At 69.9% G+C, this 25155-nt stretch carries 24 protein-coding genes; 6 read left to right on the top strand and 18 right to left on the bottom strand.

Going from position 1 to position 25155, the window contains the following annotated elements; genetic code table 11:
- Nucleotides 1–120 precede the first annotated feature (120 nt).
- From ACF08M_RS35090 to ACF08M_RS35075, 4 genes are read right to left on the bottom strand one after another with little or no spacing between them, the layout of a single operon-like run.
- Entirely contained in the window at nucleotides 121–786 is a 666-nt protein-coding gene (locus ACF08M_RS35090) for a response regulator (RefSeq protein WP_392189324.1), read from the bottom strand.
- The gene (locus ACF08M_RS35085) at nucleotides 783–2069 is read right to left on the bottom strand and encodes a sensor histidine kinase (protein WP_392189328.1); all 1287 of its coding nucleotides are present in this window, start codon (nucleotides 2067–2069) and stop codon (nucleotides 783–785) included. The genes ACF08M_RS35090 and ACF08M_RS35085 overlap by 4 nt, the downstream gene beginning before the upstream one ends.
- Before the next feature lie 46 nt (nucleotides 2070–2115).
- The gene (locus ACF08M_RS35080; RefSeq protein ID WP_392189323.1) at nucleotides 2116–2934 is read right to left on the bottom strand and encodes an ABC transporter permease subunit; all 819 of its coding nucleotides are present in this window, start codon (nucleotides 2932–2934) and stop codon (nucleotides 2116–2118) included.
- Nucleotides 2931–3869 (bottom strand): ABC transporter ATP-binding protein, encoded by a 939-nt coding sequence (locus ACF08M_RS35075; RefSeq protein ID WP_392189322.1) that lies wholly within the window; start codon nucleotides 3867–3869, stop codon nucleotides 2931–2933. Before ACF08M_RS35075 ends, ACF08M_RS35080 begins: the two co-directional genes overlap by 4 nt.
- Nucleotides 3870–4020: 151 nt before the next feature.
- Here ACF08M_RS35075 and ACF08M_RS35070 point away from each other — a divergent pair, with 151 nt between their 5' ends.
- A complete protein-coding gene (locus ACF08M_RS35070; RefSeq protein ID WP_392189321.1) occupies nucleotides 4021–4584 on the top strand; it encodes a GNAT family N-acetyltransferase in 564 nt (187 codons plus the stop codon).
- 27 nt (nucleotides 4585–4611) lie between these two features.
- Here the strand turns inward: ACF08M_RS35070 and ACF08M_RS35065 are convergent, their stop codons facing one another.
- The 12 genes from ACF08M_RS35065 to ACF08M_RS35010 all read right to left on the bottom strand — a co-directional run bounded on the left by ACF08M_RS35065 (nucleotide 4612) and on the right by ACF08M_RS35010 (nucleotide 15578).
- On the bottom strand, nucleotides 4612–6219 hold the full coding sequence (locus ACF08M_RS35065; RefSeq protein WP_392189320.1) for a type VI secretion protein: 1608 nt from the start codon (nucleotides 6217–6219) through the stop codon (nucleotides 4612–4614).
- A 1-nt stretch (nucleotide 6220) separates the two neighbouring features.
- Nucleotides 6221–7657, bottom strand: a complete 1437-nt coding sequence (locus ACF08M_RS35060; protein WP_392189319.1) for an ATP-binding protein — start codon at nucleotides 7655–7657, stop codon at nucleotides 6221–6223.
- A gap of 42 nt (nucleotides 7658–7699) precedes the next feature.
- Nucleotides 7700–9250 carry an SCO6880 family protein gene (locus ACF08M_RS35055; RefSeq protein WP_392189318.1) on the bottom strand — a complete coding sequence of 517 codons (1551 nt, stop codon included), beginning with the start codon at nucleotides 9248–9250 and terminating at the stop codon, nucleotides 7700–7702.
- On the bottom strand, nucleotides 9247–10620 hold the full coding sequence (locus tag ACF08M_RS35050; protein ID WP_392189317.1) for a hypothetical protein: 1374 nt from the start codon (nucleotides 10618–10620) through the stop codon (nucleotides 9247–9249). Before ACF08M_RS35050 ends, ACF08M_RS35055 begins: the two co-directional genes overlap by 4 nt.
- Entirely contained in the window at nucleotides 10610–11482 is an 873-nt protein-coding gene (locus ACF08M_RS35045) for a hypothetical protein (protein ID WP_392189316.1), read from the bottom strand. The genes ACF08M_RS35050 and ACF08M_RS35045 overlap by 11 nt, the downstream gene beginning before the upstream one ends.
- 179 nt (nucleotides 11483–11661) lie before the next feature.
- Nucleotides 11662–11970, bottom strand: a complete 309-nt coding sequence (locus ACF08M_RS35040) for a hypothetical protein (protein ID WP_018101695.1) — start codon at nucleotides 11968–11970, stop codon at nucleotides 11662–11664.
- A 285-nt stretch (nucleotides 11971–12255) separates the two neighbouring features.
- Complete coding sequence (locus tag ACF08M_RS35035) at nucleotides 12256–12894, bottom strand: DUF402 domain-containing protein (protein WP_392189327.1); 639 nt, start codon at nucleotides 12892–12894, stop codon at nucleotides 12256–12258.
- A gap of 121 nt (nucleotides 12895–13015) precedes the next feature.
- Nucleotides 13016–13810 (bottom strand): phosphatase PAP2 family protein, encoded by a 795-nt coding sequence (locus tag ACF08M_RS35030; RefSeq protein WP_392189315.1) that lies wholly within the window; start codon nucleotides 13808–13810, stop codon nucleotides 13016–13018.
- A gap of 252 nt (nucleotides 13811–14062) precedes the next feature.
- Nucleotides 14063–14254: a hypothetical protein gene (locus ACF08M_RS35025; protein ID WP_392189314.1), complete on the bottom strand. Its 192-nt coding sequence runs from the start codon at nucleotides 14252–14254 to the stop codon at nucleotides 14063–14065.
- Nucleotides 14255–14279: 25 nt separating this feature from the next.
- The gene (locus ACF08M_RS35020; RefSeq protein WP_392189313.1) at nucleotides 14280–14531 is read right to left on the bottom strand and encodes a DUF397 domain-containing protein; all 252 of its coding nucleotides are present in this window, start codon (nucleotides 14529–14531) and stop codon (nucleotides 14280–14282) included.
- Nucleotides 14524–14715, bottom strand: coding sequence for a DUF397 domain-containing protein (locus ACF08M_RS35015; RefSeq protein WP_392189312.1), 192 nt, complete (start codon nucleotides 14713–14715; stop codon nucleotides 14524–14526). The genes ACF08M_RS35020 and ACF08M_RS35015 overlap by 8 nt, the downstream gene beginning before the upstream one ends.
- Before the next feature lie 11 nt (nucleotides 14716–14726).
- Nucleotides 14727–15578, bottom strand: a complete 852-nt coding sequence (locus ACF08M_RS35010) for a helix-turn-helix transcriptional regulator (RefSeq protein WP_392189311.1) — start codon at nucleotides 15576–15578, stop codon at nucleotides 14727–14729.
- Nucleotides 15579–15774: 196 nt separating this feature from the next.
- Here ACF08M_RS35010 and ACF08M_RS35005 point away from each other — a divergent pair, with 196 nt between their 5' ends.
- Complete coding sequence (locus ACF08M_RS35005) at nucleotides 15775–16251, top strand: ATP-binding protein (RefSeq protein ID WP_392189310.1); 477 nt, start codon at nucleotides 15775–15777, stop codon at nucleotides 16249–16251.
- A gap of 302 nt (nucleotides 16252–16553) precedes the next feature.
- Here ACF08M_RS35005 and ACF08M_RS35000 read toward each other — a convergent pair whose 3' ends face one another.
- The gene (locus ACF08M_RS35000) at nucleotides 16554–18827 is read right to left on the bottom strand and encodes an NACHT domain-containing protein (RefSeq protein WP_392189309.1); all 2274 of its coding nucleotides are present in this window, start codon (nucleotides 18825–18827) and stop codon (nucleotides 16554–16556) included.
- Between the two features lie 356 nt (nucleotides 18828–19183).
- Nucleotides 19184–19627, bottom strand: coding sequence for a hypothetical protein (locus ACF08M_RS34995; protein WP_392189308.1), 444 nt, complete (start codon nucleotides 19625–19627; stop codon nucleotides 19184–19186).
- Between ACF08M_RS34995 and ACF08M_RS34990 the strand changes: the two genes are divergently transcribed.
- The 4 genes from ACF08M_RS34990 (at nucleotide 19626) to ACF08M_RS34975 (ending at nucleotide 25052) form a co-directional block, all read left to right on the top strand.
- Complete coding sequence (locus ACF08M_RS34990; RefSeq protein ID WP_392189307.1) at nucleotides 19626–20261, top strand: GNAT family N-acetyltransferase; 636 nt, start codon at nucleotides 19626–19628, stop codon at nucleotides 20259–20261. The genes ACF08M_RS34995 and ACF08M_RS34990 overlap by 2 nt on opposite strands.
- 521 nt (nucleotides 20262–20782) lie before the next feature.
- Nucleotides 20783–23185 (top strand): alpha/beta hydrolase, encoded by a 2403-nt coding sequence (locus ACF08M_RS34985; protein WP_392189306.1) that lies wholly within the window; start codon nucleotides 20783–20785, stop codon nucleotides 23183–23185.
- The gene (locus ACF08M_RS34980; RefSeq protein WP_392189305.1) at nucleotides 23182–23784 is read left to right on the top strand and encodes a hypothetical protein; all 603 of its coding nucleotides are present in this window, start codon (nucleotides 23182–23184) and stop codon (nucleotides 23782–23784) included. The genes ACF08M_RS34985 and ACF08M_RS34980 overlap by 4 nt, the downstream gene beginning before the upstream one ends.
- Nucleotides 23785–24086: 302 nt before the next feature.
- Nucleotides 24087–25052, top strand: coding sequence for an NlpC/P60 family protein (locus ACF08M_RS34975; RefSeq protein WP_392189326.1), 966 nt, complete (start codon nucleotides 24087–24089; stop codon nucleotides 25050–25052).
- Nucleotides 25053–25155: the final 103 nt, after the last annotated feature.

Genomic DNA, 25155 nt, shown 5'->3' with positions numbered 1-25155 from the left:
GTACTGCAGGGGGGACCCTGTGGGAGAGTAGGACGCCGCCGAACTCCTTTTGTTGGAGAGCCCCGTGCCCTTGTGGCACGGGGCTTTTCTGCGTTTACGGCCCGGCGTTCCACGGGCCTTTTACGCCGGTGCCACCAGGTGGGTGTCGTAGGCCAGGATGACCGCCTGGACACGGTCACGGGACCCGGTCTTTGCGAGGATGCGCGTGACATGCGTCTTCACCGTCGATTCGGCGAGATGGAGCCGTTCGGCGATCTCCGTGTTGGACCAGCCCTGACCTATGACGGTGAGGATTTCCCGTTCCCTCTCGGTGAGGGACGCGATGCGTGCGTCCAGGGCGGCGGGGCCGCCGGGAATGGTCGGGAGATGCTGGACGTACGCGTCCAGCAGGCGGCGGGTGAGGCTGGGGGCCACCACCGCGTCGCCGCCGGCCACGGCCCGGATACCGGAGAGGAGTTCTTCCGGCAGCGCGTCCTTGATGAGAAAGCCGCCGGCGCCGGCGCGGAGGCCGTCGTAGGCGTACCGGTCCAGGTCGAAGGTCGTGACGATGAGGACGCGGGTGCGGGCACCGGCCTTGACGATGCGGCGGGTGGCCTCGATGCCGTCCAGGAGAGGCATGCGGATGTCCATCAGTGCGACGTCCGGCCGATGTTGCTGGACGAGGCTCAGGGCTTCGAGGCCGTTGCCGGCCTCGCCCACCACGGTCATGTCGTCCTGGCTCTCCAACAGCATGCGGAATCCGAAGCGTTGCATCGGCTGGTCGTCCGCGATGAGCACGGTCGTCACGAGGGTGTGTCCTCCAGAGGAAGTCGAAGCCGTACCCGCCAGCCGGTCGTGGGTGCGGAGTCCGGCAGTGGGCCCGCTTCCAGTGTGCCGTCGTAGAGGGACGCCCGCTCACGCATGCCGGTGATTCCCTGTCCGCCGCCCTCGGGGCCCTGACTGCCCGCGTTGCCGGTGTCCGTGATGACGGCTTCCAGCTCGGTGGCCCGGTAGGTCAGGGTGACTTCCGCGGTCGGTGACGGGGCCGTGCCGCCGTGCTTCAGGGTATTCGTCAGGGCCTCCTGCACCACCCGGTAGACCGTCAGCTGCCGCCCCGCGGTGGGTGGGGCGGACGGGGGTGTTCCGTGGATGTGCAGGCCTACGGGGAGGCCCGCCGTCCGTACGCCGGTGAGGAGCTCGTCCATGTCGTCCAGGGTCGGCTGCGGGGTGCGGTCCGCCTCGGCGGGGTGGTCGCGCAGGACGCCGAGCAGACGGCGGAGCTCGGTGAGGGCCTGGCGGCTCGTCGTGCCGATGGCTTCCAGGGCCTGGGCGGCCCGTTCCGGGCTCTTGGCCGCCGCGTAGGCGCCGCCGTCCGCGAGACCCGTGATGACGGACAGGTTGTGGCCGATGATGTCGTGCATCTCCCTGGCGATGCGGGTCCGTTCGGCGGCGGCCGCGAGCCGGGCCTGCTGGTCGCGTTCCAGCTCCAGCCTGCGGGCCCGGTCGACGAGGGCCTCCGTGTACTCCTTGCGCGTACGGACCACGATCCCGAGCAGTGCCGAGAGCGCGAATGCCCACAGGTGGGGGACGGTCAGAGGGTCCCAGCTGTGTGGGCGGTGCACCGCGCCGGCTACCAGCGGGGCGGCCACCAGGGCGCCCGCCCACGCCAGGGCCCGTCCGGGCAGCCGCAGCGCGACGTTGAAGACCACGATCTCCTGCAGGAAGGCGGCCTGGATGACGGCGCCGGACCAGGCGTTCACCAGCGAGACCGGTGCCATGACCGCCAGCACGGCCAGGGGATGCGTGCGCCGCCACAGCAGCGGGGCGGAGAAGGCCATGCTCATCAGCAGGACCAGTGTCCCGGACACGTTCGGGTTGAGGGCCACCGTGCGCCAGCCACCCGAAGTGACGTCGAGTACGGCGAAGAGCACCCAGGAGACGGTCAGTAGCCCATTCCAGACCATGGGGCGGCGCAGGTCGGATGCGCGGACATGCTGGAGCAGGCGCTGGAGGTGCCTGGTGATCCGGGTGATGCCGGGAGTGGTGCCCGGTGCCGGGCCGGGGGCTTTTGCCGCCGGAGCCCGGTTCATGTCGTCGTCCGTCACGCGCTCATCCTCGCGGCCGGCCGCCCCCGGGTCATGCGTCGCGTCGGCGCAGCAGCAGGGCGGACGCGCCCAGGCTCGCCGCGGCCCATAGGCACAGCGCGAGCAGGGCGCCGCCCGTGGAGGCATCGCCTTCGAGCGGGGTGGCGGAACCGAGGACATCGGCCGCCTGGGTCGGGAAGTACTTGACGGCGCTCTCCACCGCGTCGTACGGAAGCATGGAGAGGACCTCCGGCAGGATCAGTACGCCGCCGATGTAGGCGCCGATGGCTCCCGGCACGGAGCGGAGCAGGGCGCCGAGTCCGAGCGCGATCAGGCTGAGCAGGGTGATGCCCGCGGAGTTGCCGACGATCGCGCCGAACACGCCCGGGTCGCCGAGCGAGGCCGCCTGGTCGGTGTCGTTGAGGAAGAACTGCGCGACGAGGAAGGTGACCAGAGCGGTGGTGAGCATGACGGCGAAGACCGTGACGGCGAAGACCGCCGCCTTCGCCCACAGGACCGGGAGTCTGCGGGGGACCGCGGCGAGCGAGGCGCGGATCAGGCCCGTCGAGTACTCGCCCGCGGTGACCAGGATGCCCAGGACCACGGTGCACAGCGTGCTGAGTACCGAGCCGTAGAGGACCAGGATCACGGTGTCGACGTCGGAGTCGCCGCCGTCGCTGGTGTACGTCGTGCCCATGACCACGCCGACGGCGAGCATCAGGACGGCCGCCGACACCATGGTGATCCAGGAGGAGCGCAGGGACCGGAGTTTGTGCCACTCGGAGCGCAGGACCCGGGTGGGGGTGACCCGGTACGGGCGTCGCTGTGTTGCGTGCGGTCGGTGGTCGGGGTGGGTTGCTGCGGTGGTCATACAAGGGCTCCGGTCGGTTCGGGGGCGTTGATCCGGTACTCGACCGACTCCTGGGTCAGGTCCATGAAGGCCTGCTCCAGGGAGGCGGTCTGCGGGGTGAGTTCGTACAGCGGGATGGCGTGGGCGGCGGCCGTGCGGCCGATGTGCGCCGCGTCCGTACCGCGGATCTCCAGCTCGTCGGGGGAGGAGCCCCGGTCGGTGGTGATGTCGATGCCGGGGCCGGTGAGGAGGTCGCGCAGGGTGTCGGCCTGCGGGGTGACGACCCGGACCGAGGCGCCACCGGCCGTGGCGACGAATTCGGTGACCGTGGTGTCGGCGAGGAGCCGGCCGCGGCCGATGATGATCAAGTGGTCGGCGGTGAGCGCCATCTCGCTCATCAGGTGGGAGGAGACCAGGACCGTACGGCCCTGTCGGGCAAGGGATCTGAGGAGGTTGCGGATCCACAGCACACCCTCCGGATCAAGGCCGTTGACGGGTTCGTCCAGAATGAGCGCCGCCGGGTCGCCGAGGAGCGCGGCGGCGATGCCGAGCCGTTGGCCCATGCCGAGCGAGAAGCCCTTGACGCGTTTGTGGGCGACCGCGGTCAGCCCTGCCAGGTCGAGTACGTGCTCGACGCGGCCGCGCGGGATGCCGTGGGTGTGGGCCAGCGCCATGAGGTGGTTGAAGGCGGTACGGCCGGGGTGGACGGAGCGGGCCTCCAAGAGCGCGCCGACCTCGGTGAGCGGTGCGTTGTGGGCGGTGTATGCCCGTCCGCCGATTGTGGAGCGGCCGCGGGTGGGCGCGTCCAGGCCGAGCAGCATGCGCATCGTCGTCGACTTCCCGGCGCCGTTCGGGCCGAGGAATCCGGTGACGGTGCCGGGCCGGACCGTGAAGTCGAGGTCCTGGACAACGGTGTTGTCCCCGTATTTCTTGGTGAGTTCGTATGCCCTGATCATGCGGTCGACGCTACGGAGGCGGTGCGCGGCGGGCGTCGGACCCGGGGCGGGATATGGCGGGGCGTGTAGTACCGGGGTAGGACGGTGCCCCGGTAGTCGTGGGCCGTGAAAGTTCTTTGCGCAGGTCGGGCGAGTGGGTCAGGATCGGCGGATGGAACACGTGATTCGGGCCGTGCGCGCCGACGAATGGCCTCTGGTCAAGGAGCTGCGGCTGGCGGCTCTGCGGGACCCGGTGGCGCCGGTGGCCTTTCTGGAGACGTATGCGCAGGGCGCGGCACGCTCCGACGAGTTCTGGCAGGACTGGGCGCTCGGTGGTTCCGAGGCCGGGAGCGGTGAAGTGCGGCAGTTCGTCGCCGTCGCGCCCGACGGGCGATGGGACGGCAGCGTCACTGTGCTGATCGAGCGGCCGGACGCGGAGGTGCGGTTCGGGGAGGCCGTCGATGTCCACCAAGCGCATGTGGTCGGTGTGTTCGTGCGGCCCGAGGCGCGGGGCAAGGGTCTGGCCGAGGCGTTGTTCCGGGCCGGGACGGACTGGGCGTGGTCGTTGGGGGAGCCGCGGATCGAGCGGGTGCGGCTGTATGTGCACGAGAGCAACGCGCGGGCTGGGGCGCTCTATCGGCGGATCGGGTTCGTGGCCACCGGGCAGTCGGTGGCCGTGCCGGGCGACCCGTCCGCTCGGGAGCTGGAGTACGCGGTGGAGCGGCCGGCGGTGTAGGTGCGGGCGGTGGTGGGGCGCGCATGGTCAGCGCGGATCGGTGAGGTCCTGGGGCCAGCGGGCGCGGGCCTGTTCCCGGGAGCGGAGGAGGGCCAAGGTCGGCAGGCCCTGGCCCTGACCGGTCGACAGCAGCTCGGGGAGCGGGGGCAGGGGCGCCACGGCGGCGACGTCGTCGAGCACCAGGGTCATTGGTGGGTCGAGCCGACCGGCGGTTGACCGTGCGGCCAAGCGGCGGCCGTGCTCGACCACGTGCGATGCGAGTGCCGTGAGCAGGGGCATTGCTCCGGGGCCCGAGCGGGGATCCTCGATTGGTTCACCCACCACATAGAGGGTGCCCCCTTCGCGGACAAAAGATTCCAGCGCGAGCGAATCGGCCCGGTTCGGCGTGCAGGCCTCCCGGATGTGGACCGAGGAGAGCGCGGCGAAGGCCTGTACGGTCAGCGCCTGTGCCATCTCCCGGCGTTCGGGATGCGCGGTGAGCGCGGACTCCAGCAGCCCGGCGAGGCCGGAGGCCGCCTTGGGGTGGGTACGGAGGACGCGCACCGGTTCGTGGGCGCTGCCGCCGAGGGCCCAGCGGTGGACCTGGCGGAAGGGTCTGCCGTCGATGGCGGCGGCGTGCAGCCAGCACTTCAGGAGTGTTTCCGCGGTGTCGGCCGTCGTCGCGTCGATGCGGGCCTGCGGGCGAACCGGGGCGAGCAGCGCGGTGGAGCGGGCGGCGGCGGTGTCGGGGTCCTCGCAGCCGGCCGTGGGGGACCAGTGGAGGCGGGCCGGGGTGTCGCAGAGGTGGCCCGGGTCGTAGACGTGGACCGGTCCGAGTTTGGCGCGGGCGTCCTTCGTCTCGGCCCAGACGGTGGGGTCGGAGGTGATGACGAGCGCGGGCCCGTCGGCCTCCTGGATCGCCTGGAGGACGGTGGGGCGGCGGGTGGCGGCGGGTCCGTAGAAGACGTGGGGGGTACGGGGGGCAGGCAGCGTGGGGGGAGCGGGGGCGGGGAGAAGAGTGGTTTCGGGCGCTGCGTGTTCGACCGGGGCGGGTGTGGGGGCGGGTGCGGGTTCCGGGATGTGGGGGACCGGCGGGACGGGTGCGGGATCCGGGGCGGGGAGGGCCGGCGGGGCTGGCGTGACCGCTGTTTGCCAGGGTGTTGGCTGTGGCTGTGGCTGTGGCTGTGGCTGCTGTTGGGGTGGGGTCTGTGCCTCGGGCCGGGGCTCGTGCTGCTGGGGCCGTACGGGCGAGCCGTCCTTGTCCTCGTACCATTCGCCGCGCTGCCGCGCCCGTACCATCCGCCAGCGGGTCACCACCCCCAGCACGAACACCGTCAGTACCAGCAGCACCATCAGTTCGCCGATGAACAGGCCCCAGAACAGCCCGTAGCCGGAGAGCTCGTCCACCGGGGTGTTCGGCCAGGCGGCCGGGAGGTCGTTCGGTGTGGTGGCGAGTTGTCGTATCGCCAAGGGGGACTCGGTGAGGGTGACGCCCTCCGGCCAGGCGCCGTGCGTGAACAGCCCGGCCAGGCCGCTGGCCGTCCACACCAGAAGGGTGAGCCCGAGCAGGAAGGCCAGCAGGCCGATCAGGAGGCCGTCGGGGATGCCGCCGCCACCTCCGCCGCCGTTGGTACGTACCTCGCCGCGCCCCGCCATGTCAGGCCACCGTTGACTCGGACGACTCGTTCAGTCGTTGCTGGTGTTCGAGCCGTGCCGCGCGCTGTTCCGCCTCAAGGTCGGCGGCGCGTACGTCGTCCGGGACGGGCTCGGACGCTTCGGACGCTTCGGTCGCGGAGGATTCAGTCATCGCGCGGTCGGTGAAGACCAGGGGGCGTTCCGCCTCCGTGATCAGGTGCTTGACCACCTGGACGTTGCCGTTGACGTCCCAGACCGCGATGCCGGGGGTGAGGGTCGGGATGATCTCGACCGCCCATCGGGGAAGGCCGAGCACGAGGCCCGTGGCTCTGGCCTCGTCGGCTTTCTGGGCGTAGATCGTGCGGGTGGAGGCCATCTTGAGGATCGCCGCGGCCTCGCGGGCCGCCGCTCCGTCGACGACGTCGCTGAGGTGGTGGACGACGGCCACGAACGACAGACCCAGCCGTCGGCCGAACTTCAGCAGGCGCTGGAAGAGCTGGGCCACGAACGGCGAGTTGATGATGTGCCAGGCCTCTTCGACCAGGAAGATGCGTTTCTTCCGATCGGGCCTGATCCAGGTGTGTTCCAGCCAGACTCCGACGATCGCCATCAGGATCGGCATCGCGATCGAGTTCCGGTCGATGTGCGAGAGGTCGAAGACGATCAGCGGGGCGTCGAGGTCGATGCCGACGCTCGTCGGCCCGTCGAACATGCCGCGCAGGTCACCGTCGACCAGGCGGTCCAGGACGAGGGCGACGTCCAGGCCCCAGGCCCGTACGTCGTCTATGTCGACGTTCATCGCCTCGGCGGACTCGGGCTCCGGGTGGCGCAGCTGGTCGACGATGTCGGTCAGGACCGGCTGCCGGTCGTTGATCGTCTCGTTGACGTACGCGTGGGCGACCTTCAGCGCGAAGCCGGACCGCTCGTCCAGGCCGTGCCCCATCGCGACCTCGATGATCGTGCGGAGCAGGGCGAGCTGGCCGGTTGTGGTGATCGAGGGGTCGAGCGGGTTGAGCCGGATGCCGCCGTTGAGGGCGGCGGTCGGGTCGAGGCGGATCGGGGTGAGTCCGAGCTCCTGCGCGATGAGGTTCCACTCGCCGACGCCGTCCTCGCCCTGGGCGTCCAGGACGACGACCTGGCGGTCGCGGAAGCGGAGCTGGCGGAGCACGTAGGTCTTCTCCAGCGCGGACTTGCCGTTGCCGGACTCGCCGAGCACCAGCCAGTGCGGGGCGGGGAGCTGCTGTCCGTACAGCTGGAAGGGGTCGTAGATGTAGCCCTTGCCGGAGTACACCTCACGGCCGATGATCACGCCGGAGTCGCCGAGTCCGGGGGCTGCGGTGGGCAGGTAGACGGCTTGGGCCTGTCCGGTCGACGTCCGGACGGGCAGCCGCGTCGTTTCCACCTTCCCGAAGAGGAAGGCGGTGAAGACATCCGACAGTGCGGACAGCGGATCTCGCATGGCGTGACCGACCTCCCTCTCGTTTCTCTCGGTTGTGTGCGGTTAGCGACGGATGCCGGTGGCGAACGGCAGGGTGTTCACGAAGGCGCGGTGGTGCTCGCGGTCGCACCATTCCAGCTTGAGATACGACTTGCCGGCCGAGGCCCGGATCGTCCGCTTGTCGCGGGCGAGGGCCTCGGGCGAACGCGAGGACACGGTGATGTACCCCACCAGGTTCACCCCGGCCGCGCCGCTCGCGAGATCTTCACCCCGTTGGTCGAGACGGCCGTGCGCGGCGATGTCGCGCGGGTCGACGGTGCGGTTCATCTTGGCCTGACGGCTGGCTTCCGCCTCGTCGTTGGTCTTCTCGGTGAGCATCCGCTCGATGGCGACCTCGGTGGGCTCCAGGTCCATGCAGACCGCGACCGTACGGATCACATCGGGGGTGTGGACGAGGAGCGGGGCCAGGAAGTTGACGCCGACGGGCGTCATCGGCCACTCCTTCACCCAGGCCGTGGAGTGGCACCAGGGTGCGCGGGTGGCCGACTCGCGGGTCTTGGCCTGGAGGAACGTCGGCTCGACCGCGTCCAGTTCGGCCGGCCAGGCGTTGCGCTTGGTCATGGCCTGGATGTGGTCGATGGGGTGGTCGGGGTCGTACATGGAGTGCACGAGAGAGGCGAGCCGGCTCTGGCCGAGCGGCTGGCGCACCCGGATGTCGGCCTCGGCGAGGCGGGCACAGATATCGGTGAGCTCGCGTGCCATGACGACGGCGAGGCCCGCGTCCCGGTCGAGCCTGCGGCCGGTCTCGGGGCGGGCGGCGCGGGCCATGGCGTTGGCCTCGGCGGCCAGCTCGCGGGTGTAGTGCATGCAGGCGACGAGGTAGGCGCGGTGCTGCTCGCTGGAGGTGGAGACCATGGACTGGAGCTGGTCGTACGACTCCCGCAGCCAGTCCGGGGACGTCTTGTCGCCGCGCTGGGCCACGTCCTTGGCGTGGGCGTCGGGGTCGGCGGGGAGGGTGCGGGCCAGCATCTGGATGCGGGTCACGAAGCCGTCGCCGTTGGCGACATGCTTCAGCAGCGTGCCGAACCGGTCGACGAGTGCTTCCTGGTCCTCGCTGTCGCGCAGGCCGACGCCGGGGCCCTCGATCTCGATCGCGGCGGTGACGGTGCGGCGGTCGGCGTGCAGGAGTACGGCGATCTCGTCCGGGCCGAAGGGGGCGGCGAGCCAGGTGATCCGGCCGATGCCGGGGGGCGGCCCGATCTCGACCTCACGGCCGTCGGTGCCGACGCCGGCCTCCATGGCGGCGGAGCGGTAGGTCGTACCGCGGCGCAGGGTGCGCTTGTAGCTGCGGTTGATTTCAAACCATTTGTAGAAGGTGCGGTGCTTGTACGGGAGGTACACGATCGCCAGGGCGAGGAGGGGGAAGCCCACGAGCAGGATGATCCGCGGGCCCAGGTAGGGGACGGCCAGTCCGCTCGCCATGCCGAGGAATGCACCGGCGATGATCAGCCCGATCTCGCCGGTCTCGCGGTTCTTGCCGACGATCGCGTTCGGCCGGGCGCGGCCGATGAGATACGTACGGCGGGGCGTGATCGTGTGGGACGGAGTCGTCAACGCCCTCCACCTCCCGTGCTGTTGTTACCTGAACTGCCTGATCCGCCGCCTCGGGGGGAGCGGCTGCCGTGCGGGGTGCCGGAGGTCGGCGCCGAGCCGCTGCGGGGCGGGGGTGCGGCGGGGACGGATCCACCGCCGGCTCCGCTGCCGCCGCCGGAGTTGCGGGAGCTGTGCGCGGCGACACCGCCGCTGATCGCGTTGGCCGGACGGGCCCCGCCGCCGCTGTCGCCGCCGCCGTTCTGGCCGCTGCGGCTGCTGTGGGTCTTGATGCCCTGGGAGACGAGGGCGGCCGGGGAGCTGATCATCGCGGCGGCCTGGGCGCCGTCGGTGGCCTGCTTGCGGTTGGTGCGGGCGCCCTGGATCTCGTCGCCGAAGCCGGGCACGAACCGGTAGATCATCGCGGAGGCGAAGATCGCGAGCAGGATGATGGCGAGACCGGACACGACGGCGGAGAACGCGTTCGGCCCGTCGTCCTCGGCGAGCGCGCCGGCCAGTCCGAGCACGACGACGATGACCGGCTTCACCATGATCACCGCGATCATGATGCCTGCCCAGCGGCGGACGTGTCCCCACATGTTCTTGTCGACGAGCCCCGCGTAGACGACGGTGCCGAGGAGGGCACCGACGTAGAGCAGGGCGGCCCGGATGACGAGCTCCAGCCAGAGGATGCCCGCGGCGAGGATCGAGACGAGCGAGACGACGATCAGCATGATCGGGCCGCCGCCGATGTCGGAGCCCTTCTTGAGCGCTTCGGCGAACGACCCGAAGAAGACGTCCGTCTGGCCGCCCGCGGATGTGGCGACGATCTCGGTGACGCCGTCGGTCGCGGAGACGACCGTGTAGAGGATCAGCGGGGTGAACGCCGAGGCGAGGACCGTGAGCCACAGGAACCCGACGGCCTCGGAGATCGCGGTGGTCAGCGGCACGCCGCGGATGGCCCGCTTTGCGACGGCGAGCAGCCACAGGACGAGGGTCAGGACGGTGGAGGCGGCGAAGACGATCGCGTACTGCTGGAGGAACTTGGTGTTCGTGAAGTCGACGTTCGCGGTGCTCTTCACGGCCTCGCTGAGCTTGTCGACGATCCATGCGGCGGCGTCGGCGCAGCCTCGGGCGAGGGAGGAGAGGGGGTCGAGGGAGCTGTCGAAGGTGGAGGAGCCGTCTTGTTTGGGGGCGCCTGCTTCGCCTTTTTCGCAGTAGTCCTTGGCGAGCCCGACGATGAGGTCGCAGGCGTCGTCGCTCTTGCTGGGGGTGGGTGAGGGCGACGGGGAGGGGGCCGCGGTCGCTCGCGAAGCGAGCAGAATCAACGCGGCTGGCAGGCTGCTGAGGACTGCTGCGAGCGAGCGAGCGCGTGGGCGGTTGCTACCGGGCATAGGTGAAGCCTCCGTATCCCTCAACCGCGCCAGCGATCTCGTCCGCAGTTGAAGCCCTGTTGTCGCCATTGACCGGCGTGGGGCCTTCCGTCTGACTCGACGACTCGATCCTCCAGTCGCCGCCCACCCACTTGAGCTTTTCGGAGATGGTGAACCACGTCGCGTTGACAGGTTTGGTGGAGCCTTGTCCGGCCATTCCGACGAGACCCGTGCACCAGACCTCGACGGTGGCTCTGTCGCCGCTCTGTTCGACCACCTTTGTCCCGACCGGAACGGTTCGGGAGACGAAGGTCAGTCCAGTAGGAGTGGTGCCGTCCTCGTTGAGGCCGACGTTCTGGAGGAAACCTGGCGAATAGGCCTTCGTCAGATCGGCCAGCAGGTTTTCCACGACAGCCGGGTCGTGGGTGGCCTGAACGATGGTCCGGCGATTCTCTGCGTTGAACATCCCGACAGAGCCCAGCGCCACCGCAAAGTTGGACGCCGCACTCTGCGCCCCCTGCTCGTCATGGGCGAACCCCGACGGAATCGAGCCGTTCTTCCCCGTCACCGGCTTCGTCCCCGTGGCTGCCGTGGACGACGAATCCGGTTTGCGTCCTGCGCTTCCCGAGCCGCCACCGTTGCCGTCCCCGCCCCCTCCGCCCATGTTCGCGAAGGCGATGGCCGCGACCAGGAGGACGACGACGCCGACCACCGTGACGAGGGAGCGGGAACTGCGGGCGGGGCGGCGGGGGGTGCCGTAGCTGTCGCCGCCCTCGCCGTCGGGGAGGCGGGTACGGGTCTGGCGCGTACCGCCGATGGTGCTGTAACCATCGTCCGTACGGCCCGAGCCGCTGCCGTAGCCTTTCTCGTCGCCGAGGCTCATGCCGCGTACGCCCCCTCAACCGTTTCCTGAACCGGGTAGTACGACGGTAGCCGTGCGGGTTCCCGCGCGGGCGCGGTGTGGTGACTCGACATCAGGGAGACGCAACCTCTGCCGGTGGGCACGACGGACGGATGGTGTGGGAGTGGGCGGGGCTGCCCCTGGCGTGGGATGACAGCCGGTCAGACGGCCATCCCGTAGACGATGGTGAACAAGGTTCCCAGCGATCCGATGATGAACACACCGGTCAGACCGGCAACGATCAGCCCCTTGCCCTGCTCCGCGCTGAACGTGTCACGCAGTGCCGTGGCGCCGATGCGTTGTTTTGCCGCGCCCCAGACTGCGATGCCGAGGCAGAGCAGGATGGCGATGGCCATCACGACCTCGATCATTACGCGGGCCTCGTTGCCCAAGGTCCCGAACGGGCCCCAATTCGGGGCGATTCCGCCGATGATGGTGGTGATGTCGCCCTTTTCAGCTGCCAGGATCATGTAAGTCACCGCCCCTGTTGGGTAGTTCGTTGCCCCTGTCATACGACATGGGTCGCTCTCTATCTTCGCTGATGAAAGTGGTCTCGTACGACGGCTTGGCGGCTCTCTTTACCCGGATCTCGCACGTTTGACCGTTCCGACCCCCCTGACCTGCGAATCGAAGCGGTGAATGACCGAATACATATGGTCACTCTGTGTATCACGCGGGGTGACCCCGGGCAATGATTGCCATCCCGCCACCCTGGCCGAGATCCTTGCGCAGTGCCTGGTCAGTGCAGTGCCTGGTCAGAGCAAGGGGTGGCGTGGGACGGGGGGACGGGGCGGTGTCGTCCAGGTCGGCGGCGGCCGGAAATTGCACCAGGTGCCGTCGAAGGGAAATGTTCCGGCCTCGGCGAGCCGTGCGACCGAGGCGCCCTCGCTCCGGATGGCCGACGCCTCGTCGGCCGACCAGTAGGCCGGGTGGCCGGTCTTCTCCACGAAGGACTGCTCATCCTTCCAGCGCCAGGTGCGGTCCGGTGCCACGTTGATGTCGAGTTCGTGGTCGCTGATGTCGATGTCGTCGCCGTGGTGGATCCGGCGCTCCAGATTGACGTACCAGCCGCGGAACTTCTGTCTGCGGCCGAAGAGCCAGAGCACCGAGTGTGCGGCACCGGTCGGCTGGTAGAAGAGCGCGCTGCCCATCGGCCACCGGTCGGCGACCACCGGGTATCCGCCGGCCGGGCGCCGGTGCGGGGCGATGTCCCGCAGATGCGCCCCGCGCGGAAGCTTCGTACGCCACATCGGTGTGCCGGCCTCCATCCACACCAGTTGGCCCGCCTCGGTGCGCTCGACGAGGCGTACGGGCACCGAGGCGCTCAGGTGTCCACCGATGAAGAAGTTCCAGCGGAGTATCCGGCCCTGGTCGTCGTCCATGCCGTTGATCATGCCCGGGGTGGAGCGGGCGGACACGTGGACGTCGGCCGCGGCGTTCCGGGGGTGTTCCGGGCGCGATCCGGCGGCCGTACGCGTCCCTCGGCCGCCGGCCATGTCGCCCCCCGTTGTCGGGTCACCGCTGAGGTCGCGGTACCGGCCTTCCGCTTCGCTGTGTCGCAAGGATCCGGATCAGAACCGCGCACAGGAACGCGGCCCCGGCGAACACCAGCGGGCGCGCGAGGGCATCTTCCCGTGAGCCGGCCAGTAGCGCGCCGACTGCGGCGGGGAGAAGGGCCACAGCCGGCAGTGTGCGGCGGCGCGAGGCGACATCCGGCGTGGCACTCGGTACCGCGTCCCGCACGGTGGGCGGCAGCAGTTGGGTCGCGAGGGCGTACGCGGCGCAGGCCAGCAGCGTGGCGCCGAGAGCGTCGCTGGGCCGGTGCCAGTAGAGCGCCTGTACGGCGGCGGCGGTGACCGCGAGCCACAGCGAACCGGCGGCGGCGACATAGGGGCGGGTGCGTGGGGAGGCGATGAGAACGGCACCGAGGGCCAGTCCGGCGGCGATGGCGACATGACCGCTCGGGAAACTCGCCTCGGTGAGGTTGTCCGGCGCGCCCACCAGGTCGGGGCGGGGCAGGACGACCTTGTTCAGCACCTCCGCCCCTGCGATCGTGACCACCACGACACCGACGGCCGCGCAGCCCTCGCGCCAGCACCGGCGTACCAGGGCGACCAGCACGATCAGCGCAAGGCCCACGGCGACGGTGGCGTGCTCCGCCGTCAGCGGCGGTGGGCCCACCGACTGGCTCCACTCGAAGATGCGCGCCTGATCGGCGAACCCGACGACCAAGGCGTTCTCCGCCGACTGCCCGATCGGTGTCCACACCGCGAGCAGGTAGAGCGCCACGAACGCGAGGAGGAACAGCAAGGCCGGGGTCGCGCGAGTTGTCGGGTACGGGAGATGCCGTGCTGCGCTGGGGGCGGTGGCCGAGTTCTCGCCGGTTCCGGTTCTGGTTCCGGTTCCGGTTCTGGTTCCGGCCTCCGCTCCTGACCGGCATTCAGCTGCGTCCGGAAGGTCCTGCGGTTCCATCACTGTCTCGCTTCGAGGGGGCGGTGAAATGGCTGCGTGTACTGAATCCCGGGCCCCGCGGAGTACGAACCTCGCCGGTACCGTCCGCCGTCATCCGAGCCGGCCGCTGCTCCGCCTGTCCCGCGCGGCGATGAGCAGCACCGGCAGCGCGGCGATCAGAGTGAGGAGAACGGCCGTGCTCGACATGTGCCGGAAGTCCAGGGGCGTTCCCCCGGCCACGAACATGGCGCCCGCGACGCCGTCCTGGGTGAGCCGGTAGTACCGGCGCGGCCACCCGTCCACGACCTGACGGCCGGCCCGTGGTGTGTCACTTTTCCGCGTGGGGGTGAGGCTGTGGGCCGTCCTCCTCGGTGAAGTGGTCGAATTCGCCGGCCTGGACGCCTTTGGTGAAGGCCTCCCATTTCGACTGGGTGGTGGTGACGATGTTGGTGGGATCGCCGGTCTCGCGAAGGTAGACGAATTCGTCCGGGCCGAAAGCGATCTCGATCCAGGGGCCGGGGCCGTCCTCGCCCTCGGGGGCGGCGCGGATCCAGGTGAGATCGGTCGGGACGTCAGTCATGGGTGCGGCTCTCCTTGAGGGTGCGTACCAGGGCGGCCCAGGCGGCGGGTGTGGTGCGGAGGATGGCGCCGGTGGGGTCGCCGCTCTCGGTGAGGCAGACCGTGCCGGGGGCGGGGGTGGCTATGTGTACGCAGGACTCGCCCTCGCCGCAGTACGAGGACTTCTGCCACAGGTGAATCGGCAACTCGGATCCCTTCACAGGTTCTGGGTGATGGCGTGTATCAGGTTGCGCGACTCGGCAACGTCCAGAGCAAGGAACTCCAGGCGGGCCAAGACCTGGCGGTATTTGTGGAGTTGATTTTCGGCGTCCAGGAGGACGATGCCGTGCGCCTGGTCCAGCTGAACGGTGTCCAGTTGCGGCACGGAGCCGTGGACGTAGTAGATGGGCTGGCCTGCTCCTGGGTAGCCACCCGCCTTGAACGGGATCACTTGAATCGTGACGTGCTCACGCTCGCTCATGGTCAGCAGGTGTACCAACTGCTGTTTTGCCACGGCCGGTCCGCCGAATCCCATGTGCAGGGCGGCTTCGTGGATGACCGCACTGTAAGGGGTCGGGTTTTTGCGGAAGATGACGCTCTGACGTTTGATGCGGAAAGAGAGGCGGTGCTCGATCTCCGGAGGCGGAAGGGCGGGAACGACTTGGCGGAAGACCTCGCGCGCGTGGTCCGTGGTCTGGAGCAGGCCGGGCAGTCCGGCTGTATGCGAGGTGCGCAGCGCGGTTCCGTGGTGCTCCAGTTCCGCCAAGTCCAGCAGGCCGGTGGAGAGGATCTCGCGATACTCCTCCCACCAACCACGCTTGCGGTCGCCGGTCATGGCGGCCAGGGCGTTGATCAATTCGTGGTCTGAGCAGTCGTAGTGGCAGGACAGTGTGCGCACCCGCTCGGCGCTGACGCCATAACGACCGGCTTCGATATTGCTGATGCGAGCCTGGTTGCCGCCGAGGAGCTTGGCGGCCTCGGTTGCGGTGATCCCGGCCCGCTCGCGCAACTTGCGCAGTTCTGCTCCCAGCCGCTGGCGGCGGGCTGTTGGTGCAGTGCTGGATGACATCAATCGCTCCCCGGCTTGGTCACCCACACGAGGGTATCTGTCATGTAATTCATGAACTTCATGGAATGCATTCCATGTTGCGCTCTAGTCTGTGACTCAGGCCACCCGCCCGGAAGTACCCCGCTCGACGGAGCGGCCTCGTCACCGGGCAACCCGAAGCGCACCTTCCAACTTCCCTCCGTGAACGGAGACTCGCATGGTCAGTGCCACGGTATCCCCGCCCTGGGCGTACACCCTCCAACTTCCGCAGGATCCCCGTGCCCCCGGCGTGGCCCGCTCCACCCTCCGCACCATCCTGCGCGTGCACGGCATGCGCGAACTCACCGAGACCGCCGAACTGGTGGCGAGCGAACTCGTCACCAACGCCTATCTGCACTCCTCGGGGGCGTACTCCCTGCGCCTGCGCGACGCCGGACGCAGCCGTATCCGGCTGAGTGTCTGGGACACCAACCCGCACATCCCCGCCCCCTTCCGGTGGACCGCCGAAGCGCCGGAGGAGCTCGCCGAGCGTGGACGGGGGCTCTATCTCGTCACGCTTTACGCGGAGAGCTGGGGCGCCCACCCCATGGGGACCGGGCTGCCGGGACAGGGCGGGAAGCTGCTCTGGGTGGAGTGCGCAGCGAAGGGGGAGGACGGGGCCGGGCCGGGCGACAGATGTGCGGGGCGGGCATAGCCTCGTCGCTTGGTGCGGAGCGAGGCGAAGGATGTGGACGGGTATCTGGCCAACCAGGCCAGCAGGGCTTCGCGCTGCCGCGGCGCAGCCACGGCAGCGCGCGCGGCAGTGCCTCGGCCGGGGGAGCGTCGGCGGGCCCCGCGCCGACGATGGCGGCCCAGAAGCGGTCCGCGCCACCCAGGTGCTGGATTAGATCGAGCAGCGTCCACTCGGGGCAGGCCGGCAACCGGACAGCGATTTTCATAGCCGACGCGGCGGGGGCGCGGTACGGGCCGCGCGCCTGTCACCGAGACATCTCACCGTCACTGTCGGGCTCTCCCACGCGGCCGAGGTCCTGACTGGCGAGGCAGGCCGGAGAGACGGCCCCGTCGCCGGGAGCGCCGCTGGGGCGGCAGCGGTGGTGGGACAGGGGCCAGGTGATGCTGGAGCCGGGTGTGGCGGAATTGGTAGAACGCTCCGTTCCGGCGCAGTACGCCACGTCGGTGGGCGTCCTCCAGGAAGGCGCTCACGGCCCATGGCAGTCGTCCGGTCAGCGGCAGCCAGCCGCGCGCCAGGATCACCCAGCGGCCCCAGGCGGTCAGCGCGAGCGCGGCCACGACCGCGCTCCCGAGCCCGGACAGAATCCCCCATCGCAGCCCCAGGGCGGGAGTCCACACCACGGTGACGCCCCACATGTGCCGGGGCAGCAGACCCGCCATGACCCAGCTCCCGAGCAGAATCAGAAGCCCGAACACCACTCCGAGCACCAGCGCCTGGCGGAGCACCGCCGCGCGGTTGGTGTTCAGCAGACCGGTGGGACTGGTGGCCTCCTGCGTGGCAATGGGCTCCTCGAACAAGGCTGTGGAGCCGAGGACGAGCGCGGCCCCGACCCCGACCACCAAACTCCAGAACCCCGCGTTCAGCACCCTTGCCAGCAGCCAGAACGGCTCCTGGTAGGCCGCCACGTTCACCACTCCGGCGAGCAGATTGCCGGTGACCTGGGCAATCGGCCCTATCGCGAGCCCTGCCATGAACCGGGGCAGGACCCTCGGGCGAGCCCGCCCGGTCTGCCGGCCACGGATGCTCAGCCGTACGCGTGACGGCTGGAAGGCCCCGTCGATGAACCTGGCCACAACCCCGTGCGCGAGTCCGAGGGACAGCCCGGTCGTGGACCCGTTGAGCAGCCCGCTCACCAAGACGTCCATGAGCCCGAACCCGCCCAGTCCGTGCACCAGGCAGGACAGGAGTCCGTACACCAGTCCGGTGGCGATCCCGACCAGCACCATGCGCGATGCCAGGGGCACGGTGGTGCCGAGCTGCCACCAGGCCAGATCGGGCGTACGGAACTTGTCGAGATGCCGGGCGAGGAAGCTCAGCCAGCGTTGGGCCTCCTCGCCGCTCCACCTCCGGGTGTCCTCCCCGGGAAGATCGCGGGAGTACACGGCCGGGATGAGGCGTTCCAGGAGGTGCTCCTCCACCGCCGTCCGGTCGGCGAACCGGCGGACCCCTCCCTGTTCGGCGAGCAGCTCCGCGGGCTCGGCCGTGGTGTCCGCGTAGGCGGTACGGGCGAGCCAGGCCATCAAGGGAGTGGACAGTGCCTGGGCCACCGGCCCGCCGGGGGTGCTCTCGACCTCGGCGAACAGGGGATCCCAGCCGCCGGTCCGGGCGGGGACCGTGCTCACCCGCAGATAGGTCCGCAGGTCGGCCGGATCCAGCGGGCACAGCTCGACCACCGCGGCGGCGGTGAGCACCGTACTCCCCACCGTCCGCTGGTACTCGTCGGCCCGGCAGGTCAGCACCAGCGGTTCGCCCCGTCCCAGCTGCCGGCTCAGGGCCGCCAGCGCCTCCGCCCGCGCCTGCGGGGGCATCTCGTCCAGCCCGTCCAGCACCGGCAGCACCTGTCCGGAGGCGATCAGCTCCTGGCCGAGAGTCGCTCCCGACCTCGACCGGGAGCGCAGCGCCGGGTCGTCCTCGGCCAGCCGACGGGCCATCCAGGAGTGCAGAGTCTCCTGGGCGGGATCCCAGGATCCCATGGGGAGGAGAACGGGCACCCGTTCCCCCTCCTGGCGCTGGTCGAGCAGATGCAGCACCAGATTCAGGGCGAGGACGGTCTTGCCCGCGCCCGGTGCGCCGAGGATCACGAGCCGCCGTGACGCCACCCGGTGGAACACAGCGACGATGCCGTCGTCGTCCGCCCGGCCGTCCCCGTCCAGCCGTCCGGACAGATCCACGGGTTCGCCCAGGTTGTGGGTGCCGTTGATCGCCTCCCAGTGGTCTGCCACCGGCCGTGCGGTGTTGTCCCATCGCAACGGTATCGGCCATGGCGCCTGCAACTGGAGGGCCGCCTCCTCCCTGCGCCACTGCTCGGCCACCGCGATGGCCAGTGTCTCGGCGAGCTCCGCCACCGGCTGCGGCTCGTTCGGCTGTCTGGCCATGGAGCCCAGTACGGCGAGGGCTGTGGCCGCCATGAAGAGGACGACCGCGAAGGTGGTGTGCTGTTCCATCCAGGCGATGAACGGCGGTGGGTTCTCCTTCATCCACTCGCCGAGGGGGCCGAAGTAGATCGGCAGCCACATGCCCAGCACCGCCGCCGCCATGAGCAGTAACCGTCGGCGTCGCCCGGGGGGAGGGCCTGAGCGGTTCCTACGCACCTGTCCCTCCGGCAGCCGCTCCGCCACTGGCCTGGCCGCCGCCCGGCCGCGGTGGCGCGGCGGCCCGAGCCCGTGTCCCTGCCCGTGGTGTTCGTGCCACGGCCCGGATCCTGGCCGGCGGCCCGGGCCGTGGCCGTCCCGGGGGCTGAGGATCCTTCCGCGCGTCAGAGCCGTCCGCGTCCCACACAGCCAACCGTGCCCCCATTTTCCGCTTCGGGCGGTGGCACCGGCCTTGTCGGCTCCCCACCGGACACCTTCATTCTGTCCGACCTCCGGTGCCGGAGGGACGGGAACGCCCGGTTCTACCGCCGGAGGCCGGACGGTGACGGCGGGAACCGGGCGGGCAGGCCGGGCAGGACCTGGCCGTCGGTGATCTGCACGCGGGCGGTCACGGCGTGGCCGTCGCACACCACGTAGCGGTCGCCGTTGTCGGCCTGGACGGTGTGGGTGGCCGGTTCGGTGCAGACCGCGTCCAGCCGGTCGTACGACCAGGCGTTGAGGCAGCCGAAGTCCGTGCACCAGGCGCGGCCGCCGCTGGACTTGAGGGTGCCGCCGTGCTCGGGGCACACGCCCCACGGCACGGTGCAGCGGCTCGGGTCGGCGGCGGTTCGGGATCTGCTCCGGGCCACGGCGGCGGGCCCTGGCACAGTCTGCTGAGCGGGATCTCCGCCGAGCGGAATCCGTACGCCCATGGGCGCCGGGAATTCGCTGGCAGCGGGCTGGCCGACCGCGTAGGAAGGGGCCATGAGCGCCTCCACCCCGATGTCCCCCGTCGCTGCCCAGAACCCCGCCGGCCGGCGGACCTTCGCCAGGGCCGCACTCGACCTGGGAGATGTGCTGCTGCGTCCATGGGCACGGGAGGCCGCCGAGTTGGACGTGATGCTGGACGGTCTGGTCGCTGCCGCGGCGGACCCGCTGATCGCCCGCTGGAACCCCCTCCCGGCAGCCGATCGTACCGAGGCCATGGCGTGGCTGGAGCTGCGTGAGGGCGGCTGGGACCGTGGGGACGCCGCCTCATTTGCCGTGCTGGGCGGAGCCGATCGTGCCCTCCTGGGCGCCGTCGGGCTGCGCTGGGTCGATCGCGCGGACGGCCTTGCGATGATCGGCTACTGGACACTCCCGGCCGCCCGTGGCCGGAGTGTGGCCACCCGAGCGACCGGAGCGGTGACTTCTTGGGCCTTCGCTACGGCCGACGCCCGCCGGATCGAGATAGCGCACGCCGTCGGCAACGAAGCCTCCTGCCGGGTGGCCCACCGCTGCGGCTACCTGTTCGAGGGCACGCTGCGCGAGTCCTACCGCTACGGCGACGGGGCGTACCACGACGAGCACCTGCACGCCCGGCTGGCCGCCGACCCGGAACCGGCCAACCCTGCGGCCTGACCACCGCGCGACAAGGTCCAGGTATCGGCCCGGATGGGCGGGGCCTCGGGAGCCCCTCGTGCGCGGCCTGGCGACGGGGCCCCCTGAGAGCCTGTCGGGTGACCTCTGATCGGGCGGCCACGCCCTGGCACGCACGCTTCCCGCGTTGCCGAAATGCCCAAGTAGCTCCTTCCCCAAGCTCTCAGCTTCGTTCGAGCAGGGGAGACCCCATCCAAGGACATCCCGGCGCCTTGGAATCGCACGCACCAGACCGCGTCCGCTACCCGATCGAAGGTCACCCGACAGGCTCTGACGCTCCGTCGCCGCCCCCAATGACCCATATCAAGCCAGTCGGTGGGGGTAAGGGACGGGCTGGTCACCAGGGACTTTGAGTCTGGCATTGGGCCCTGGGGCCCATGCCGGGCCCGGTGTGGGTGTGGTCGCATACAGAGACCGGTTGAACTGTCACTGCGCCCACTCACCAAGCTGGGAGACCCGTCGTGTCTGGCATACGAGAATTAGCGATTCCGGGTGGCGCCGACATGAGTGCTGCCGAGGCCCGTTCGGGCAGGCAGTCGTTGTCGCGTCCTCTGCAGGCGGTGCTGGTTCTCGTCCGGCTGCTCTTCGCCGTCACCGTCGTAGGTGTGCTCGACGCGCTCGTCGTGGCCTCGTCCGTCGACGCGGTGGACGGTCGGCTGCTGGGCATGCTGCTGTACGCGGCGCTGCCCGGCATCGCCGGATTTGTGCTGTCGCTGTACCTGCGGACCGGTGGCGTACGGATCCGGCGCGGGCTCCTCGCCGTGCACGCCTGGCTCACCCTCGGCGCCCTGGCGACGCTGGGCGAGGGCACCGGCGGGCAGGGTGTGGCGCAACTGGTGCTGCCGGTCGCCGTCATCGTCCTGCTGTTCCGGCCCAGCTCCCGCGAATGGTTCGGGCTCAGCCCCGAACAGCGCGCCGAGCACCGGCCGTTCAGCATCGCGCGGATGATCAAGTGGCGTCGGGACGCCGGTCAGACCGCGATGGAGTACCTGGGCATGATCCTCGTGGTCGTGGCCCTCATCGGCGGGCTCGTGGCGACGGGGATCGGCGGGCAGCTGACCGGGGAGATCCGGAACGCCATCTGCCAACTGACCGGAAGCGCCTGCCCGGCACCCGACGTCGACGTGGTCGCCGGCAACGGCACGGACAACGGCGGAGGATCCGGATCCACCGGCGGGGCGGGCACCGAGGGCTCCACCGTGACCGGCGGCACGGGCACCGGCGGGTCGGACACGTCCGGCGGCGGTACGGGCTCGGGCGGCTCGACGGCTTCGGGAGGCTCCGCCACGTCCGGCGGATCCGCCGGATCCGGTGGTTCCGCCTCGGGCTCCGGTGGTTCCACGTCGTCCGGTGGTTCGGGTGGCTCGGATGGCTCCGGTGGTACGGGCTCCTCCGGTGGTGGTGACTCCTCCGGTGGCGCCGGCGGCTCGACCGGCGGTGATTCTTCTACGCAGGTTGACGCGGGTAGACAAGAGCAGAAGCCGAGTTCCCCCGACTCCTCCGACGGCAACTTCGTCACGGGCGTCATCGGCAAGGACGGACTGTGGGGCGACGTCAGCGGCGCCATCGACACGGTCATCCACCCGGGCGGCAGCGCCAAGGACATCGTCGACCAGTACGCCCAGGCCGCACGGGGCGCCAGTGACAAGTGGAGCAAGGGCGACCACGCGGGCGCCATTTGGGACATGACCCAGGCGTCCGGCGGGGGCGGAGCCGGGCTGCCCGGCTCCGGTTCGCGCGTCGAGGCGGCGGTACGGGACAAGGAGCGCGACTACCTCAACTCCCGCATCCCGCAGAACGCCACCCCGGCCCAACGCAAGGACTGGTGGAATGGGCTGACGCAGCAGCAGCGCGATCAGTACCTCGATCTCTCCCCGGACAAGATCGGCTATCTGGACGGCATCCCGGTGGCCGACAGGGACGCCGCCAACCGGAAGAACCTCCCCGACCTGATCTCGAAGCTGGAAGGGAAGACCGACTCCAAGTCGAAGGACCAGCTGGCGGGACTGAAGGAGATCGACCGGCAGCTGAAGGAGGGGAGCCAGCCGCCGATGTATCTGATCGGCATCAGCGACGAGGGGAACGGGCGGGCCATCGTCTCCTACGGGAACCCCGATACCTCGAAGAACGTGTCGGCCTACGTACCGGGGCTGAACACGTCCCTCGACGAGGAATTCGCGAAGAGCGGCCTCAAGCGGGCCCGTGACACGGCGATCGGCGCCCAGGGATACGACCCGTCCACCTCGGCGATCATCTGGCTCGGATACGACGCACCGCAGACGCCGGACGGGCTGCACAGCCTGGCGGTCGCGGGCACCGGCCGGGCCGAGAAGGGCGGCGTGTCCTACAACGAATTCATGGGCGGCATCGCGGCCACCAACCAGAACAGGGACCCGCACATCACGGCCATCGGACACTCCTACGGTTCACGCACCGTGGGCGCCGCGACGCAGCGCGACGGCGGTATACCGGGGGTGGACGACATCATCCTGGTCGGCAGCCCGGGGGTGGGCGTGGACCGCGCCGTGGACCTCGGCGTCGGCAGCGGGCACGTCTTCGTCGGTGCCGCGGCCAACGACCCGGTGACCAAGCTCCCGTCCAAGACACAGGTCGCGGTGGGTACGGTGGGGATGATCCTGGGAGGCCCCGCCGGGGCGTACCTCGCCGGAGACCTGGCCGACCCGGGCGACGACGATCTCTGGTTCGGCAAGGACCCGGCGAGCAAGGCCTTCGGAGCCAGGCGATTCCCGGTGGCCCCGGGCCAGCCCTTTATCAGCACCGACGGGGTGAGCTTCGACGCACACTCGAACTACTTCGATCCGGTACGAGACGCTATGTCGGCGGACAGCATCGCTCTGATCGTGTCGGGACACTCCGACAGGCTCAAGATGGAGGAACAGCGATGAAGCGAAGGTTCCAGATCGTTGCGGTGACCCTGGCTGCCGGCTTCGCGCTGTCCAGCTGCGGCAGCGACGACGGCCAATCGGGCGGCGGCAGCACGAAGGCTTCCACCGGGAGCACCAAGAGCGCCACGAACAAGGAGAGCGGTATGAACATGCAGGAGGCCGCCGAACGGTCCGACAGCATGCTCGACGCCGTACTGAAGGAGATCAATCCCGAGGTGCAGTGGGCGCACGGGCCGACGACGACGGGCAGCTGCGATGTGACGCGCAGGCGCACCGTGATGACCATCGTGTCGGCGGAGCGCCGGCAGAACTTCCTGGACCAGGTCGAGAAGTTCTGGCGCAAGAGCGATTACCGCATCAAGGCCAAGAACAACGACGAGATGTTCCCGGCGGTCTATGCGCAGACGAAGGCGGGCTTCGGCATCAGTGTGAGCTTCCGCGGCAAGGGCCAGGCCTTCTTCGAGGCGGACAGCCCTTGCGTGAAGGAGTCGAAGGTCGCCGACTCCGCCTCCAAGCCGAACGGACCGGCGTACGAGGGGGTCTACCCCCTCCCTCGCCCGAACGTGCACTCGGACTACTGGTCCGCCGGGGCATCTTGATGGCCGCTCAGTAGGCGGGAACAGCCGACCGGTGCGCGGGAGCGACCGGTCGGCGTGCGGGAGCAACCGACGGCATGCAGGGGCGACCGGTCAGTACACAGGAACGACCGGTCGGTGCACAGGAGCGGTCGATCGGCGCACCGGAGTGGTCGGCCGGTGCGCGGGAGTGACCGGTTCGCGCCCCTGATGATCCGGCTGGTTCGTACACACCCGCGAAACCGCTCATGAACACGACCCCGATGGGGGATGGTTGAGGGGTGCGTAAATTCTGGGTGATCGGTGGCATCGGCGTCGGCACGGCCATGTGTTTCGTGGCGCTGCTCGTCGTCGGAACGTACTCCGCCGCTGCCGGACTCGGCAGTTCGGGCAGGAGCGGGGCCGTCGGGCTGGCGAAGGGGGCCGTGCCCGCGAAGTACCAGCCGCTGGTGCAGAAGTGGGGCAACCTCTGCCCCGCCATCAACCCGGCGCTCCTGGCCGCCCAGCTGTATCAGGAGAGCGGGTGGAACCCCCGGGCCCAGAGTCCCGCCGCGGCTCAGGGCATCGCCCAGTTCATCCCGGGCACCTGGGCCACGCACGGGATCGACGGTGACCAGGACGGGGACCGGGATGTCTGGGATCCGGCCGACGCGATTCCGTCCGCCGCCTCGTACGACTGCGAACTGGCCGGGTATGTGAAGAAGGTGCCGGGGGATCAGACGGACAACATGCTGGCCGCGTACAACGCCGGCGCGTACCGGGTGATCCAGTCGGGCGGGGTGCCGAACATCACGGAGACGAAGAACTACGTCACCATCATCCGGTCCCTGGAGAAGAGCTTCGCCCGGCCCGTCGGCCGCGTACAGCCCTCGGAGCAGGCGGCCGGGGCCATCTACTTCGCGCAGAAGAAGCTCGGTACGCCGTACCTCTGGGGCGGCAACGGCACGCCCGAGCAGAATGGGCGGTTCGACTGCTCGGGGCTGACCCAGGCCGCGTACCGCACCGTGGACATCGAGCTGCCCCGGGTGGCGAATGACCAGTACAACGCCGGCCCGCACCCCTCGCGCGACGAGCTGCTCCCCGGCGACCTGGTGTTCTTCTCGGACGATCTGAACAACTCGCGGGCCATCCATCACGTGGGGCTGTACGTCGGGGGCGGGTACATGATCAACGCGCCGTACACCGGGGCCGTGATCCGGTTCGACAAGATCGACACGCCCGACTACTTCGGTGCGACGCGCGTGACCAAGGACGGGGCCGCGGCCCTTCCGACCGACCTCCCGGCGGCATGATGCGGGAACGGCGGTGGCCGGAACTCTCCGTGAAGCCTGGGCCCTGAGCTGCGACGATGAGTCACTCTTCGATAACGTCATGGTGATCATTCGGTGGAGAGTG

The organism is Streptomyces sp. NPDC015032 (assembly GCF_043080425.1).
Classification (GTDB): Bacteria; Actinomycetota; Actinomycetes; order Streptomycetales; family Streptomycetaceae; genus Streptomyces.
The sequence above is the reverse complement of the archived record's forward strand: the minus strand, read 5'-3'. Positions and strand labels throughout refer to the sequence as shown.

Excerpts from the sequence above, each read along its gene's own strand:
- ACF08M_RS35085 (WP_392189328.1), bottom strand. The coding sequence starts at position 2,069 with ATGAACCGGGCTCCGGCGGCAAAAGCCCCCGGCCCGGCACCGGGCACC.
- ACF08M_RS35080 (WP_392189323.1), bottom strand. The coding sequence starts at position 2,934 with ATGACCACCGCAGCAACCCACCCCGACCACCGACCGCACGCAACACAG.
- ACF08M_RS35075 (WP_392189322.1), bottom strand. The coding sequence starts at position 3,869 with ATGATCAGGGCATACGAACTCACCAAGAAATACGGGGACAACACCGTT.
- ACF08M_RS35070 (WP_392189321.1), top strand. The coding sequence starts at position 4,021 with ATGGAACACGTGATTCGGGCCGTGCGCGCCGACGAATGGCCTCTGGTC.
- ACF08M_RS35065 (WP_392189320.1), bottom strand. The coding sequence starts at position 6,219 with ATGGCGGGGCGCGGCGAGGTACGTACCAACGGCGGCGGAGGTGGCGGC.
- ACF08M_RS35060 (WP_392189319.1), bottom strand. The coding sequence starts at position 7,657 with ATGCGAGATCCGCTGTCCGCACTGTCGGATGTCTTCACCGCCTTCCTC.
- ACF08M_RS35050 (WP_392189317.1), bottom strand. The coding sequence starts at position 10,620 with ATGCCCGGTAGCAACCGCCCACGCGCTCGCTCGCTCGCAGCAGTCCTC.
- ACF08M_RS35045 (WP_392189316.1), bottom strand. The coding sequence starts at position 11,482 with ATGAGCCTCGGCGACGAGAAAGGCTACGGCAGCGGCTCGGGCCGTACG.
- ACF08M_RS35040 (WP_018101695.1), bottom strand. The coding sequence starts at position 11,970 with ATGATCCTGGCAGCTGAAAAGGGCGACATCACCACCATCATCGGCGGA.
- ACF08M_RS35035 (WP_392189327.1), bottom strand. The coding sequence starts at position 12,894 with ATGATCAACGGCATGGACGACGACCAGGGCCGGATACTCCGCTGGAAC.
- ACF08M_RS35020 (WP_392189313.1), bottom strand. The coding sequence starts at position 14,531 with ATGACTGACGTCCCGACCGATCTCACCTGGATCCGCGCCGCCCCCGAG.
- ACF08M_RS35010 (WP_392189311.1), bottom strand. The coding sequence starts at position 15,578 with ATGTCATCCAGCACTGCACCAACAGCCCGCCGCCAGCGGCTGGGAGCA.
- ACF08M_RS35005 (WP_392189310.1), top strand. The coding sequence starts at position 15,775 with ATGGTCAGTGCCACGGTATCCCCGCCCTGGGCGTACACCCTCCAACTT.
- ACF08M_RS35000 (WP_392189309.1), bottom strand. The coding sequence starts at position 18,827 with ATGGCGGCGGCGGTGCTGGGCATGTGGCTGCCGATCTACTTCGGCCCC.
- ACF08M_RS34990 (WP_392189307.1), top strand. The coding sequence starts at position 19,626 with ATGAGCGCCTCCACCCCGATGTCCCCCGTCGCTGCCCAGAACCCCGCC.
- ACF08M_RS34995 (WP_392189308.1), bottom strand. The coding sequence starts at position 19,627 with ATGGCCCCTTCCTACGCGGTCGGCCAGCCCGCTGCCAGCGAATTCCCG.
- ACF08M_RS34985 (WP_392189306.1), top strand. The coding sequence starts at position 20,783 with ATGAGTGCTGCCGAGGCCCGTTCGGGCAGGCAGTCGTTGTCGCGTCCT.
- ACF08M_RS34980 (WP_392189305.1), top strand. The coding sequence starts at position 23,182 with ATGAAGCGAAGGTTCCAGATCGTTGCGGTGACCCTGGCTGCCGGCTTC.
- ACF08M_RS34975 (WP_392189326.1), top strand. The coding sequence starts at position 24,087 with ATGTGTTTCGTGGCGCTGCTCGTCGTCGGAACGTACTCCGCCGCTGCC.